The sequence below is a fragment of the Candidatus Sphingomonas colombiensis genome, assembly GCA_029202845.1.
Taxonomy (GTDB): Bacteria; Pseudomonadota; Alphaproteobacteria; order Sphingomonadales; family Sphingomonadaceae; genus Sphingomonas; species Sphingomonas colombiensis.
Genome location: CP119315.1, coordinates 3,407,351 through 3,420,581, shown reverse-complemented (window position 1 = coordinate 3,420,581; position 13,231 = coordinate 3,407,351). Strand labels below are relative to the sequence as shown.

The following is a 13,231-nucleotide window of genomic DNA, read 5'->3' as shown; positions in this document are numbered from 1 at the left end:
GACGTGATGGTCTATTCCAGCACGACGTGGACCTGCACCGAGCGGGAGAAGTCCGCATGACGCAGGCAGAGAAGCTTATCGCTCTGGCGGAGCGGGTGGAGGCTGGCGAGATTCGCGCGCTGTCGATCAAGCAGCCGTACCCGCACCACATCTTCCACGACGGCAAGGATGTGGAGAACCGCGACTGGCCGACGAAAGGGCGTGGCTGGGTGATTGTCCATGCCGGCAAAGCGACCGATGGCCCGACGCCCAAATCGCTCGGCGAACTGCCTCGCGGTGGCGTCGTCGGCATGATGAAGATCACCGATTGCGTCGAGCAGATGGACAGCGATTGGTTTTTCGGCCGCTATTGCTTCGTGATTGGCGAGGCGTTTCCGCTGCCGCTGATCCCGTGCCGGGGGATGCTGGGGTTCTTCCGGCTCGATGAGGCGACGAACGCCGCCACCGCCGCCGCTCTCCGCGCTCGCGCTGAAAGGGGGATGTGATGGGTGCCCGCGCATCCCATTGGCGGCAGGACGATATCAAACGCGCGATCAATGCGGCCGAGAAGTCGCGCCTCCGTCAGTACCGAGTCGACATCGCGACGGACGGGACAATCTCCATCGTCGTCGGCGGTCAGGCGAACGGTCCGATGCGTCGCAACACCTGTGACGATCTGCTCGACCCATGACCGCAAAAAAACGTCCGCGCTTTCTGCCACGGCACGTCTCACGATTCCGCGATCGGCACGGTAAATTGCGCTACCGCTATCGGCGGGCGGGCCACCCTGGAGGCTATTTCAAAGCCGAGCTAGGCACAGATGAATTCCGCAGCGAGTATCGCGATTTCGAGGCGCAGCCCGTCGTCGATACTGGCCTTGAGCGTCGCGCGGTTCCCGGATCGGTCGATGATCTGGTCACGCGCTATGTCGCAGTGCCTGATCGGCTCGGCCCGAGCACAACGACCCAGAACAAGGTCCGCGCAATCGTCGATAAATTTCGCGATGAGCATGGGCACCGTTTTGTGGCCGACTTCCGCTTCGACCATATCGACGCGATCATCGCCAAAAAGCGCGCGCGGTCAGTGGCTGCGAACGGGCGGCCTGTTGGCGGCATCGAGGCGGCCCGGAAATTGCGTAAGGAACTGGTGCGCCTGTTCGACCACGCGGAGAAAATCGGCATGCGACCTGACGGCAGCAATCCGGTGCGCAAGGCGGAGAAGGTGAGGGTGGCCGCTGGCGCACGCTCGACTGGCTTTCACACGTGGGCGGAAGAGGAAATCAGCCAGTATCGCGCAAGCCATAAGCTCGGCACGAATGCGCGGCTTGCGATGGAGTTGATGCTCTGGACTGGACAGCGTCGTGTCGATGCGATTCGGATGGGCCCCGATGACATCCGGGCTGGCAAGATCGCGCTGGTGCAGACCAAGACTGGGAAGGGCCTGCGCCTTACCATCGCTCCGCAACTCCTTGAGGCGATCAAGGCCATCCCGGCGCGGGCTGGCGCTGCTGCGTTCTTGCTGAATCACCTTGGCCGACCGTTTAGCAATGCTGGGTTCGGCAACAAAATGCGGGAATGGTGCGACGAGGCGGGACTGCCGCAATGCACGGCGCATGGCCTCCGGAAGGCGATGATGCGGCGGATGGCGGAACTGAATTTAGCCAATCGCACTCTGAAATCAGTGTCCGGCCACAGCCAGGACAATGAGGTTTCAGTATACACCGAAGCGGCAAATCAGGCGCGGCTTGCAGACGATGCGATTGCGCTTGTTGCTCAGTGGGAGACGGATTCGTTGGCTAACCCGGATTGTCTAACCGGTGACGAACCAGCCTGAAATGCTAGCAATTCCGCCATATTTGGGAAACCGCTGGAGGCCCGACCGGGAATCGAACCCGGGTGCAAGGATTTGCAGTCCTCTGCGTCACCACTCCGCCATCGGGCCTCGATATGCGGGAGCGGGCTGATGCGTCGCCAGCCGCTCGCTGTCAAGCGTGCCGCGATAGTTGGCGTGACGACGGTGACGCGATACAAGCCGCCGGCAGACATTAGTGTATTGCGTCAGTAAAACAGTTGTGCAACAGGGCATGTTGATGATGGTGACCTCTTCCTTGGCGAACGAATTCGAGGCGATGCGCACCGCGATGGTGGCAAGTCAGTTGCGCCCGAATGCGGTGAGCGACGTGCGCGTCGTGACCGCGATGGCGAGCATCGCGCGCGAGGCTTTCGTGCCGACGGAAGCGGTGTCGCTCGCCTATCGCGACACGGCGATTCCGCTGGGCGGCGGGCGCGCGGCGAATCTGCCGATCGCAACCGGCCGCCTGCTGACCGAGGCGCAGCTTCAGCCGAGTGATCGCGTGCTGCTGATCGGCGCCGCGACCGGCTACACCGCAACCGTGCTCGCACGGCTCGTGACGCATGTCACCGCGGTGGAGAGCGATCACGATCTCGCCGCTCGCGCGCGCACCGCGCTGGACGGCGTGGCGGGCGTCGAACTGGTCGAAGGGCCGATGGAGCAGGGCCATGCCGCCGGCGCGCCCTATGACGTGATGGTTGTCGATGGCGCGGTCGAGGAGTTGCCGGAGGCGCTCATCGCACAGGTTCGCACGGACGGCCGGATTGTCGCCGGGCTGATCGATCGCGGCGTGACGCGGCTCGCCGCCGGACGCCGCACCGACGGCGGCTTTGGGCTCGTCGGTTTCGCGGACATCGAGTGCGTCGTGTTGCCGGGCTTTGCGCGCCGGCGCGGGTTCAGTTTCTGAGGTATCCCTTGGGTCGCTATATTTCCTTCGTCGCGCTCGCCGCAGCGCTTGCGGCGCCCGCTTCGGCGGAAACACTGCGTGACGCGCTGGCGAAGGCCTATCGCGACAACCCGACGATCACCGCCGGCCGTGCGCAGCAGCGCGCGACCGACGAAAACGTGCCGATCGCCAAGGCAGCCGGTCGCCCGAGCCTTGCCGCCACCGGCTCTGTCACCGACAATTTTCTGCGTTCCGGCAATACCTTCACGACGCCGGAACGCGTCGGGCAGGCGGGCGTGACGCTCAACGTCCCGCTTTATTCCGGCGGGGCAGTGCGTAACTCGGTGCGCGCCGCGGAAACGCGGGTGGATGCCGGGCAGGCGGGGTTGCGCGGGACGGAGGCGGCGACCTTCACCAATGTCGTCAGCGCGTACAATAATGTCCTGCGCGACGAAGCGATCGTCAGCCTGAACGCGCAGAACGTGAAGGTGCTTGAAACCAACCTTCGCGCGGCGCGCGATCGTTTTCAAGTCGGCGATCTGACACGCACCGATGTTGCGCAATCCGAGGCGCGGCTCAGCGTTGCGCGGGCGCAGATGCAGGGCGCCGAGGCGAATTTGATCGCCAGCCGCGAGAATTATGTTCAGCTCGTCGGCGAAGCGCCGGGTTTGCTCGAGCTGCCGCCGCCGTTGCCCAACTTGCCCAGCGCGCCGGATGCCGCGGTCGATGTTGCGCTTCAGGACAACCCCACGCTGATCGCGGCGCGGCGCCAGAGCGACGCGACTCGCTATGACGTGAAGGTCGCGCAGGCCGGCCGACTCCCCACCGTCGGCGTTGGCGTCGGCGAGAATTACACCAATTATCTCGGTTCGCTGGGGGCGGGTACCAATCTTGGCGTTGGGCAGACCGGTTCCTCGAGCTCGATCGGTGTCAACGTGACGCTGCCGATCTTCCAGGGGGGGCGCCCGGCCGCGCAGATCCGCCAAGCGCAGGCGTTGCGCTCGCAGGCGATCGAGAACACCACCGCCGCCGAGCGTCAGGTGGTGGCCCAGACCCGTTCCGCCTTTGCGATCTGGCGCTCTGCGCTGGAGGTGATCCAGTCGTCCGAGGCGGCGGTCAGCGCGAATCGCCTGTCTCTGGAGGGCGTGCGCGCCGAGAACAGCGTCGGCAATCGTACGATTCTCGATATTCTCAATGCCGAGCAGGAATTGCTCAACAGCCAGGTGACATTGGTGACCGCGCGTCGCGATGCATATGTCGCGGGCTTCGCGCTGCTCGCGGCGATGGGGCGCGCGGAGGCGCGTTATCTGGGGCTGGACGGTGGACCGCTGTACAATTCGGCGGACAATTACAACGCCGTGAAGAACCGATTCTCCGATTTTGGCAGCGCACCGTCGCCGTCGGCAATTGCGCCGAGCACCGCGAAAGTGCCGCCGCAGAACGCCACGGTGACGCGTCCGCTCGACCCGGAACTCGATACGCCTGTTGACAGGAACGCTCCCTTAACCACAGGTGAGCATGCACCGAACCGCTAAACCGGCGTGTTCGCGAAACAATGGTGGAACGTCGCGTATGGGGGACGCTAGCGCCGAACCGTCGATGGAGGACATCCTGTCCTCGATCAAACGGATCATCGCCGAAGAGGGAGAGAGTGCCCAGCGTACGCGCCGCGCATCGATTCGCCCTGTTCCAACGATTGTGCCCGATCCGCCGGCCGACGAGCCGGATGAGGTGCTGGAGCTGAGCCACCCGATGCCGATCGCGCCCGAATCGCCGCCGCCCGCGGCCGCCACATCTGCGAAACCCGCGCCGGAGACGATCGTGTCGCAGGAAACTGCGCAAGCGACTCGTGGTGCGCTCGATGCGCTGTCTCGCCTGCTGGTGAAGCCGGAACCGGATAGCGACGGCACGCTGGAAGGTTTGGTGCGCGAAATGCTGCGGCCGATGTTGCGCGAATGGCTCGATGCGAATCTGCCGGCGATCGTCGAATCGATTGTCGCGCGCGAGATCGCCAAGATCACCAACGCCGGCCGCTGAGCCTGCTTTCGCGAATCACGCGCGGGAGATTGTCGCAGAAGTAACGATCTGCTCTATCTCCCGGCATGAAAGCGCTTTCCGTTGCGAGTCTGCTCGCCATCGCCGTTGCCGCTGCTCCCGCTGTGGCGCGCCCGCTCACCATCGCCGATGTGTCCATGTTGTCGCGGGTCGGTTCACCCACCGTTTCCGCGAACGGCAAATGGCTGGTCTGGGCACAGCGCGAGACAGACCTTGCCGCGAACAAGGGGCATACCAACCTCTGGAAGCTCGACCTGACGACGCGCGGTGCCCAGCCGGCGCGGCTTCTGGCCGATCCGGCCCTGAGCGAAAGCGGTCCGCAGATCGTTGGCGATACCGTCTATTTCTCGTCCGATCGTGGCGGCGAGGATGCGATCTGGGCGGTGCCCGTTTCGGGCGGGACGCCGCGCCGGATCACCGATTTCAAGGGTGGCTTCAACGGCTTCAAGGTCGCGCCGACGGGTGATCGGCTGGTCATATGGGCTGATCGCAAGCCGGGTGCGCCGTCGCTCGAGCCGGCGATGGTCAAGAAAGATCTGGAGGCCGGGGAAGCGCGGACCTACGATCAATTGTTCGTCCGCCATTGGGATACATGGGCGGACGGCAATCGCTCGCAGCTTTTCGTCCTCCCGCTGACCGCCGCCGGCGCGCAGGGCAACGGCAAGGCGATCGTCGGCGCGCTGGTTGGCGATACGCCCTCCAAACCGTCTGGCGGTGGCGAGGAGATCACCTGGTCGCCCGACGGCAAGACGGTCTATTTCGCGATGCGCGAGGCGGGGCGGATCGAGCCGCTGTCGACCAATCTCGATATCTTCGAAGCACCGGCCGATGGCAGCCGTGCCCCGGTGAATCTGACCGCGGGCAATAAGGCGACCGATAACCAGCCAGTCGTCTCCCCCGATGGCCGCAAGCTTGCGTGGTTCGCGATGCGTCGTCCCGGCTATGAGGCCGATCGGCAGGTATTGATGGTGCGCGATCTGGCGAGTGGCAAGGTGACCGCGCTGACCGACAAATGGGATCGCTCGGTCGCCTCGATCGCATGGGCGCCGGATTCGAAATCGCTCTACGTCACCGCCGAAGATACGCAGGAGGTGCCGCTGTGGCGCATTGATGCGCAGAGCGGCCAGCCTACGCGCCTGACGCAGGAGGGCAGCGTTTCCTCGGTCAACGTAACGTCGGGCGGCGTGATCGTGACGATGAACAGCCTGACCGCGCCGGACGATTTCTATCGCATCGCCGGCAAGGGCGCGCCGGAACGACTCACCTCGGTTAATGCGGCGAAGCTGGCGGGCATCGACATGCCGGAAGTGTCGCGCTTCAGCTTCAAGGGCGCGAACAACGACACGGTTTGGGGTTATGCGGTGAAGCCGCACGACGCCGCAGGCAAGGTGCCGATCGCGTTCATGGTCCATGGCGGGCCGCAAGGGTCGTCGAACAACAGCTGGTCATATCGCTGGAATCCGGCGGTATTCGCAGGCGCGGGCTACGGTCTTGTCGCGGTCGATTTCCATGGGAGCACCGGCTACGGACAGGCCTTCACCGACGCGATCCGCAACAATTGGGGCGGCTGGCCGCTGGAGGATCTGAAAAAGGGCCTCGCGGCCGCCACGGCGAAATATGGCTGGCTCGATGCGGACAACGCCTGTGCGCTGGGCGCGTCCTATGGCGGCTATATGATGAACTGGATCGAGGGGCAGTGGCCCGATCGCTTCAAGTGCATCGTTCAGCATGACGGCGTGTTCGACGCCCGCGCCATGGCCTATGAAACCGAGGAATTGTGGTTCGACGAGTGGGAACACGGCGGCAAGGCCTATTACGAAGACCCCGCCGCGTTCGAGAAGTGGAACCCGGTGAATTACGTCGATAAATGGAAAACGCCGATGCTGGTGATCACCGGCGAGAAGGATTTCCGCATCCCCTATACCCAGGGGCTCGCCGCCTTCACCGCGCTCCAGCGCCGCGACATCCCCTCGCGCTTGGTGGTCAATCCGAACGAGAACCATTGGGTGCTGAAACCGCGCAATTCGCGGCAATGGTATCGCGAGGTGCTCGGCTGGATGGACAAGTGGACGGGGAAGGGCGCGCAGTAACGCGCATCCGATCGTGCGCGCCGGCTTTTCTTTTGCCGCTTCGTGGCTAAAGCCGGCGCCATGACCGAACTGCCCAAGACCTTCGACCCCGCCGCCATTGAGTCCCGCTGGTACAGCCATTGGGAGGATAAGGGCCTGTTCCGCCCCGACCGGCCGGGCGCGGAGCCATGGACGATTGTCAATCCGCCGCCGAACGTCACCGGCTCGCTGCACATCGGGCACGCGCTCGACAATACGTTGCAGGATATCCTGACGCGGCACGCGCGGCTGAAGGGCAAGGATGCCTTGTGGGTGGTCGGCACCGATCACGCCGGCATCGCGACACAGATGGTGGTCGAGCGCCAGATGGGCGAGCGCCAGCAGAAGCGCACGGATTTCACCCGCGATGAGTTCGTCGCCAAGGTGTGGGAATGGAAGGCGGAAAGCGGCGGCGCGATCACGCGCCAGCTCCGCCGGCTCGGCTGCTCGATGGATTGGGCGAACGAGCGGTTCACGATGGACGAAGGCTTCAGCAAGGCGGTGCTGAAGGTGTTCGTCGACCTGCACAAGCAGGGCCTGATCTATCGCGACAAGCGGCTGGTGAACTGGGATCCGGGCCTCGGCACCGCGATCAGCGATCTGGAGGTCGAAACCCGCGAGATTCAGGGCAAGTTCTGGCACCTGCGCTATCCGCTGGCGGACGGCAGCGGGTTCATCTCGGTCGCGACGACGCGGCCGGAGACGATGCTCGCCGATATGGCGGTGGCGGTGAACCCGGAGGATGATCGCTACAAGGCGCTGATCGGCAAGCAGGTGCGCCTGCCGATCACCGGGCGCCTGATCCCGATCATCGCCGACGAACATGCCGATCCGGAACTGGGATCGGGCGCGGTGAAGATCACGCCGGGCCATGATTTCAACGACTTCGAGGTCGGCAAGCGTGCCGGTTTCAAGGCCGGTGAGATGCTTAACATGCTCGACGCCAAGGCGCAGGTGACGCAGACCGCCGATGGGCTGATTCCGGCGGAACTGCTCGGGCAGGATCGCTTCTGGGTCCGCAAGCTGGTGGTGCAACGGCTGGAGGACGAGGGCTTCTTCGAGCGCGTCGAGGATCGCGTGATCCAGACGCCTTATGGCGATCGCTCCGGCGAAGTGATCGAGCCTTGGCTGACCGATCAATGGTATGTCGACGCCGCGACGCTGGCCAAGCCCGCGATCGAGGCGGTGACCTCCGGCAAGACACGTATCGTGCCCAAGACGTGGGAAAAGACCTATTTCAACTGGATGGAGAATATCCAGCCGTGGTGCGTCTCGCGCCAGTTGTGGTGGGGACATCGGATTCCGGCGTGGTTCGCCGACGATGGCCGGATCTTCGTTGCGGAGAGCGCCGAGGATGCGCAGGCGCAGGCTGGCGAAGGTGTCGCGCTGCGTCAGGACGAGGACGTCCTGGACACATGGTTCTCCTCCGCGCTCTGGCCGTTCGCGACGATGGGCTGGCCGGACAATACCGATCCCACGCTCGGCGGCCGCTATCCCAATGATGTGCTGATTTCCGGCTTCGACATCCTGTTCTTCTGGGACGCGCGGATGATGATGCAGGGTATGCACTTCATGAAGGACGTGCCGTTCCGCACGCTCTATCTGCACGGTCTCGTCCGCGCCGCCGATGGCGCGAAGATGTCCAAGTCCAAGGGCAATACGGTCGATCCGCTGGGGCTGATCGATAAGTATGGCGCGGATGCGCTGCGCTTCTTCATGGCGGCGATGGAAAGCCAAGGCCGCGACATCAAGATGGATGAGAAGCGGGTCGAGGGTTATCGCAACTTCGCGACCAAACTGTGGAACGCCAGCCGCTTCTGTCAGGCGAATGGCATCGGCGGATCGTCCACGCTGGAGCCACCGGTGGCGACCGCAGCGGTCAACAAATGGATCGTCGGCGAGTGCGTGAAGGCGATCCAGTCGGTCGATCTCGCACTGGCCGAGCATCGGTTCGATGCGGCGGCGAACGCGATCTATCATTTCGTGTGGAGCCAGTTCTGCGACTGGTATCTGGAACTGATCAAGGGCCAGATCGACGATGAGACGCGCGCCGTTGCGGGCTGGGTGCTCGATCAGGTGCTGGTCGTGCTCCATCCGTTCATGCCGTTCATCACCGAGGAATTGTGGCACGCGCTGGCCCCGCGCGAACATGAACTGATCGTCGCGAAATGGCCGATGGCGGACGCGCGGGCGATCGATCCGCAGGCTGCCGCGGAGGTCGACTGGCTGATCCGGCTGGTGGGTGAGGTGCGCTCAAGCCGGACCGAGCTGAACGTGCCGCCGGGTGCGCGGCTGCCATATTCGGTGGCCGATGCCGGAGACGAAACCACCGCACGGCTGGAGCGCAATGCGGCGACGATCGCCCGCCTCGCGCGGATCGCGCCGGGTGAGGTCAGCGGCGGCAGCGCGCAGGTGGTGGTGGACGAGGCGACCTATCGCCTCGGTCTCGGTGAGGTGATCGATCTCGACGCGGAACGCGCGCGGCTCGCCAAGGCGATCGCGGGCGCTGAGAAGGAACGCGATTCGCTCGCGGCCCGGCTCGGCAATGCGAGCTTCGTCGAGCGCGCCAAGCCGGAAGCGGTAGAGAAGGCGCGCGCCGATCACGCGGACAAGGCCGCCGAGGCCGAGCGACTGGCGGCAGCGCTGGCTCGGCTGGGGTAAGGGAGCCTCAGCCGGTGCCGCCAATATGCGGCGTTGGCTCAGGCTCCCGAAAAAATGGAGTCGGGTGGCATCGTTGCCGTCCATGAAGGGATAGGTCGCCTGTGTCGGATCGTGATGAACCATCGGCGGAACGCGGCCCTCCCGCCGCGCGGCACGGGCATTCGCATAATCTGACGACGGGGCCGATCGGATCGGCGCTGCTGATGTTCGCGCTGCCGACGCTCGCGTCGAATGTGCTGCAATCGTTGAACGGTTCGATCAACGCGGTGTGGGTCGGGCGCTTTCTGGGCGAGGGGGCCCTGGCGGCGACCTCCAATGCCAGCATCATCATGTTTCTGACATTCGGCGCGGTGTTCGGTTTCGGCATGGCCGCGACGATCATCGTCGGGCAGAGCTGGGGTCGTCGCGACGTGGAAGGCGCGCGGCGCGCGTTCGGATCGGCGATCGGGCTGGTGCTGGGCACCGCGATCGTGGTGGCGGCGCTCGGCTGGATTTTTGCGCCCGGGATATTGCGCGTCCTCGCCACACCGCCCGGCGCGTTCGATCTGGCGCTCGCCTATCTTCGTGTCATCTTCCTCGGGCTGCCGGCGTCGATGCTGCTAGTGCTGATGTTCATGGGGCTGCGCGGCACCGGCGATTCAGTAACGCCCTTGTGGTTCATGGGGCTGTGCGTGGTGCTTGACGCGGGGCTGAACCCGGTGCTGATCCTGGGGATGGGGCCGTTCCCGCGCATGGGGATCGCGGGCTCCGCGCTTGCGACGCTGATCGCCAACGTCGTCGCGCTTGCTGCGCTGGTGGTCTATATTCAGCGCCGCGATCTGCCGTTGCGGCTGAAGGGCGCGGAACTGCGCTACCTCCTTCCCGCCGCGGCGCTCGTTCGGACGATCGTGGGCAAGGGATTGCCGATCGGCGCGCAGATGCTGGTGCTGTCCACCTCCGCGCTCGCGATGGTGGGGCTGGTTAATCGCCACGGCATCGAAACGGTGGCGGCTTACGGCATCACCCAACAATTGTGGGGCTATGTCCAGATGCCCGCGATGGCGATCGGCGCGGCGGTATCGGCGATGGCGGCGCAGAATATCGGCGCCGGCCGCTGGGATCGCGTGACGCGCATCACCCGCGCGGGGCTGATCTATAATGTCGCGATGACCGGCGCGCTCGTCCTGCTGGTGCTGGTGTTCGATCGCCCGATCCTCGCGCTGTTCGTCGGCAGCGGCAGCCCGGCGGTGCCGATCGCCCAGCATATCAATCTGCTCGCGACCTGGGGCTTCGTATTGTTCGGCGCGACGATGGTGCTGTTCGGCGCGGTGCGCGCGAATGGCGCGGTTTGGGGCCCGCTGGTGATTCTCGCGATATCGATGTTCCCGGTGCGGCTGGGGCTGGCGGTGGCGCTCAATCCGGTGATCGGGGCGGATGCCTTGTGGTGGAGCTTCGGCCTCGGCTCGACGGCGAATCTGGTGCTGGCAGCGGCCTATTATCTCTACGGCCCATGGCGGCGCGGCGGGCTGCTCGTGCCGGAGGAGCATGTCGATGAGCGCAGCCATGCCGATATCGAGCCGGCGGCCAATCTGAAGCCGGCGAGCTAGCCGTCGCAAGACTTGCCCGGCGCGGCGCGAAGGCGCATGTCGCCGGGTATCATGCATGCTTCTTTTCCAGCACTTCGCCTCCGCCGCACCCGTGTCGCCGATTGGAGCCGCCGCCTGCATCGCGAGACGGTGCTTACCCCCGCAGACCTGATCTGGCCGCTATTCATCGCGGATGGGCAGGACGTGGAGGAGCCGGTCGCCAGCCTGCCGGGCGTGTCGCGCTGGTCGGTCGACGGTATCGTCGCGCGGGCAAAGGAGGCTCGCGACCTCGGCATCCCGTGCATCGCGTTGTTCCCGAACACCCCGGCGAACCTGCGCACCGATGATGGGCGGGAAGCGCTGAACCCGGACAATCTGATGTGCCGGGCGATCCGCGCGATCAAGGATGCCGTGCCGGAAGTGGGCATCCTGACCGACGTTGCGCTCGATCCCTATACCGCGCACGGACATGACGGGCTGGTCGACGATCACGGCTATGTCCTCAACGATGCTACGGTGGAAATACTCGTCGGTCAGTCGCTCAATCAGGCGGCGGCGGGGGCGGATATCATCGCGCCGTCGGACATGATGGACGGCCGCATCGGCACTATCCGGGCAGCGCTGGAGGATGCGGGGCATGTCAACGTGCAGGTGATGGCCTATGCCGCCAAATATGCCAGCGCCTTCTATGGCCCGTTCCGTGATGCGGTCGGCAGCCGTGGGCTGCTGAAGGGCGACAAGAAAACCTATCAGATGGATCACGCCAACGCCGAAGAGGCGCTGCGCGAGGTGGCGATGGACCTGGCCGAAGGCGCGGACAGCGTGATGGTGAAGCCGGGGCTGCCCTATCTCGATATCGTGTGGCGCGTGAAGGAGGCGTTCGCCGTGCCGGTCTTCGCGTATCAGGTCTCCGGCGAATATGCGATGATCGAGGCGGCTGCCGCTGCTGGCGCGGGCGATCGCGATGCATTGGTGCTGGAAACCCTGCTGGCGATGCGTCGTGCCGGTTGCTCCGGCGTGCTTACCTATCACGCGGCGCATGCCGCACGGCTGCTCGGCGCATGATCGAGACCGAGCGGCTGATCCTGCGCCGCTTCGAGCCGCGCGACCGCGCGCCGTTGCACGCGATGTGGGCCGATCCGCGCGTGATGATTGATCTCGGGCCGGTGAAAACCGCCGAAGACAGCGATGCGGCGCTCGCGCGGCATGCCTCATACGATCCGCTTGGCTTTTTCGTGGTTGAACGGCGCGAGGATGGCGCAACGATTGGTTTCTGCGGGCTGAAACCGGGCGCGCCCGATACCCCGATCGCCGATATGCTTGAGGTCGGCTGGATGCTCTCGGTGCCTTATTGGGGCGGCGGCTATGCGCGCGAAGCGGCGGCGGCGAGCATCGCATGGGGATGGGCGACGCGCGATGATGCGGCGATCGTGGCGATAACTTCGCGCCGCAATGCCAAGAGCCGTGGGCTGATGGAGCGACTGGGGATGGGGAACGTCCCCGCGCTCGATTTCCAGCACCCGCTGTTCAAGGCGGACGACCCTTTGTGCGATACCGTGACTTACCGGATCGCGCGGCCGTGATCGAAACCCCAAGACTATTGCTGCGGCGCTGGCGGCCCGCGGATATCGAGCCGTTTTTCGCGATGGGTCAGGATGCGGAGGTGATGCGTTACCTCGGGCCGCCGACCACGCGCAACGATTGTGCGCTCGTCGTCGAGCGGCAGAATGCGCTGGCGGACAAGATCGGTAGCTGTTTCTGGGCGGTCGAGCGGCGCGGGGATGGCGCGTTTCTGGGCTTCTGCGGAATTAAGCCCGGTCCGGCGGGCACGCCGATCGCCGAGCGGCCCGAAATCGGCTGGCGGCTGTCGCGTGCGGCTTGGGGGCAGGGTTATGCGCGGGAGGCGGCGCAGGCGGCGCTCGATCACGCCTGGTCGACCACCGATTGGCCGCAGATCGCGGCGATCACCGTGCTCGCCAATGAACGGAGCTGGGGGCTGATGATCCGCCTTGGCATGACGCGTGATCCGAACGGCGATTTCGATCATCCGTCGCTCGCGCCGGGCGACCCGTTACGCCGCCATCTCACTTATTGGATTACCCGCCCCGCTCCAGACGCCTGAGCGT

General features: G+C 65.1%; 12 protein-coding genes and 1 tRNA gene. 12 read left to right on the top strand and 1 reads right to left on the bottom strand.

All coding sequences use genetic code 11. The features are described from left to right. The first annotated feature begins 56 nt into the window (after window positions 1–56). Genes P0Y64_16560 through P0Y64_16550 form a run of 3 tightly spaced genes read left to right on the top strand, consistent with a single transcriptional unit; the run spans window position 57 to window position 1,812 of the window. Window positions 57–485 carry a hypothetical protein gene (locus P0Y64_16560; GenBank protein WEK42931.1) on the top strand — a complete coding sequence of 143 codons (429 nt, stop codon included), beginning with the start codon at window positions 57–59 and terminating at the stop codon, window positions 483–485. Then, window positions 485–670, top strand: a complete 186-nt coding sequence (locus P0Y64_16555; GenBank protein WEK42930.1) for a hypothetical protein — start codon at window positions 485–487, stop codon at window positions 668–670. The genes P0Y64_16560 and P0Y64_16555 overlap by 1 nt, the downstream gene beginning before the upstream one ends. Beyond that, window positions 667–1,812 (top strand): tyrosine-type recombinase/integrase, encoded by a 1,146-nt coding sequence (locus P0Y64_16550; GenBank protein ID WEK42929.1) that lies wholly within the window; start codon window positions 667–669, stop codon window positions 1,810–1,812. The genes P0Y64_16555 and P0Y64_16550 overlap by 4 nt, the downstream gene beginning before the upstream one ends. Window positions 1,813–1,846: 34 nt before the next feature. Here P0Y64_16550 and P0Y64_16545 read toward each other — a convergent pair. Next, window positions 1,847–1,920: transfer RNA gene (locus P0Y64_16545), tRNA-Cys, on the bottom strand. A 148-nt stretch (window positions 1,921–2,068) separates the two neighbouring features. Here P0Y64_16545 and P0Y64_16540 point away from each other — a divergent pair. The 9 genes from P0Y64_16540 to P0Y64_16500 all read left to right on the top strand — a co-directional run bounded on the left by P0Y64_16540 (window position 2,069) and on the right by P0Y64_16500 (window position 13,227). After that, entirely contained in the window at window positions 2,069–2,737 is a 669-nt protein-coding gene (locus P0Y64_16540; GenBank protein ID WEK45095.1) for a protein-L-isoaspartate O-methyltransferase, read from the top strand. 8 nt (window positions 2,738–2,745) lie between these two features. Next, window positions 2,746–4,251, top strand: coding sequence for a TolC family outer membrane protein (locus P0Y64_16535; GenBank protein ID WEK42928.1), 1,506 nt, complete (start codon window positions 2,746–2,748; stop codon window positions 4,249–4,251). Window positions 4,252–4,288: 37 nt separating this feature from the next. Beyond that, entirely contained in the window at window positions 4,289–4,753 is a 465-nt protein-coding gene (locus P0Y64_16530; protein WEK42927.1) for a DUF2497 domain-containing protein, read from the top strand. A gap of 65 nt (window positions 4,754–4,818) precedes the next feature. Then, window positions 4,819–6,861 carry a S9 family peptidase gene (locus tag P0Y64_16525; protein WEK42926.1) on the top strand — a complete coding sequence of 681 codons (2,043 nt, stop codon included), beginning with the start codon at window positions 4,819–4,821 and terminating at the stop codon, window positions 6,859–6,861. Window positions 6,862–6,921: 60 nt separating this feature from the next. Then, the gene (locus P0Y64_16520; GenBank protein WEK42925.1) at window positions 6,922–9,540 is read left to right on the top strand and encodes a valine--tRNA ligase; all 2,619 of its coding nucleotides are present in this window, start codon (window positions 6,922–6,924) and stop codon (window positions 9,538–9,540) included. Window positions 9,541–9,743: 203 nt separating this feature from the next. Further along, window positions 9,744–11,126, top strand: coding sequence for an MATE family efflux transporter (locus P0Y64_16515; protein WEK45094.1), 1,383 nt, complete (start codon window positions 9,744–9,746; stop codon window positions 11,124–11,126). A gap of 51 nt (window positions 11,127–11,177) precedes the next feature. Further along, a complete protein-coding gene (gene hemB / locus P0Y64_16510; protein WEK45093.1) occupies window positions 11,178–12,170 on the top strand; it encodes a porphobilinogen synthase in 993 nt (330 codons plus the stop codon). Then, complete coding sequence (locus P0Y64_16505; protein ID WEK42924.1) at window positions 12,167–12,688, top strand: GNAT family N-acetyltransferase; 522 nt, start codon at window positions 12,167–12,169, stop codon at window positions 12,686–12,688. Before hemB ends, P0Y64_16505 begins: the two co-directional genes overlap by 4 nt. Next, window positions 12,685–13,227, top strand: coding sequence for a GNAT family N-acetyltransferase (locus P0Y64_16500; GenBank protein WEK42923.1), 543 nt, complete (start codon window positions 12,685–12,687; stop codon window positions 13,225–13,227). The genes P0Y64_16505 and P0Y64_16500 overlap by 4 nt, the downstream gene beginning before the upstream one ends. Window positions 13,228–13,231 lie beyond the last annotated feature (4 nt).

Coding starts and splice junctions, on each gene's coding strand:
- P0Y64_16560 (WEK42931.1), top strand. CDS start 57: ATGACGCAGGCAGAGAAGCTTATCGCTCTGGCGGAGCGGGTGGAGGCT.
- P0Y64_16555 (WEK42930.1), top strand. CDS start 485: ATGGGTGCCCGCGCATCCCATTGGCGGCAGGACGATATCAAACGCGCG.
- P0Y64_16550 (WEK42929.1), top strand. CDS start 667: ATGACCGCAAAAAAACGTCCGCGCTTTCTGCCACGGCACGTCTCACGA.
- P0Y64_16540 (WEK45095.1), top strand. CDS start 2,069: ATGATGGTGACCTCTTCCTTGGCGAACGAATTCGAGGCGATGCGCACC.
- P0Y64_16530 (WEK42927.1), top strand. CDS start 4,289: ATGGGGGACGCTAGCGCCGAACCGTCGATGGAGGACATCCTGTCCTCG.
- P0Y64_16525 (WEK42926.1), top strand. CDS start 4,819: ATGAAAGCGCTTTCCGTTGCGAGTCTGCTCGCCATCGCCGTTGCCGCT.
- P0Y64_16520 (WEK42925.1), top strand. CDS start 6,922: ATGACCGAACTGCCCAAGACCTTCGACCCCGCCGCCATTGAGTCCCGC.
- P0Y64_16515 (WEK45094.1), top strand. CDS start 9,744: ATGTTCGCGCTGCCGACGCTCGCGTCGAATGTGCTGCAATCGTTGAAC.
- hemB (WEK45093.1), top strand. CDS start 11,178: ATGCATGCTTCTTTTCCAGCACTTCGCCTCCGCCGCACCCGTGTCGCC.
- P0Y64_16505 (WEK42924.1), top strand. CDS start 12,167: ATGATCGAGACCGAGCGGCTGATCCTGCGCCGCTTCGAGCCGCGCGAC.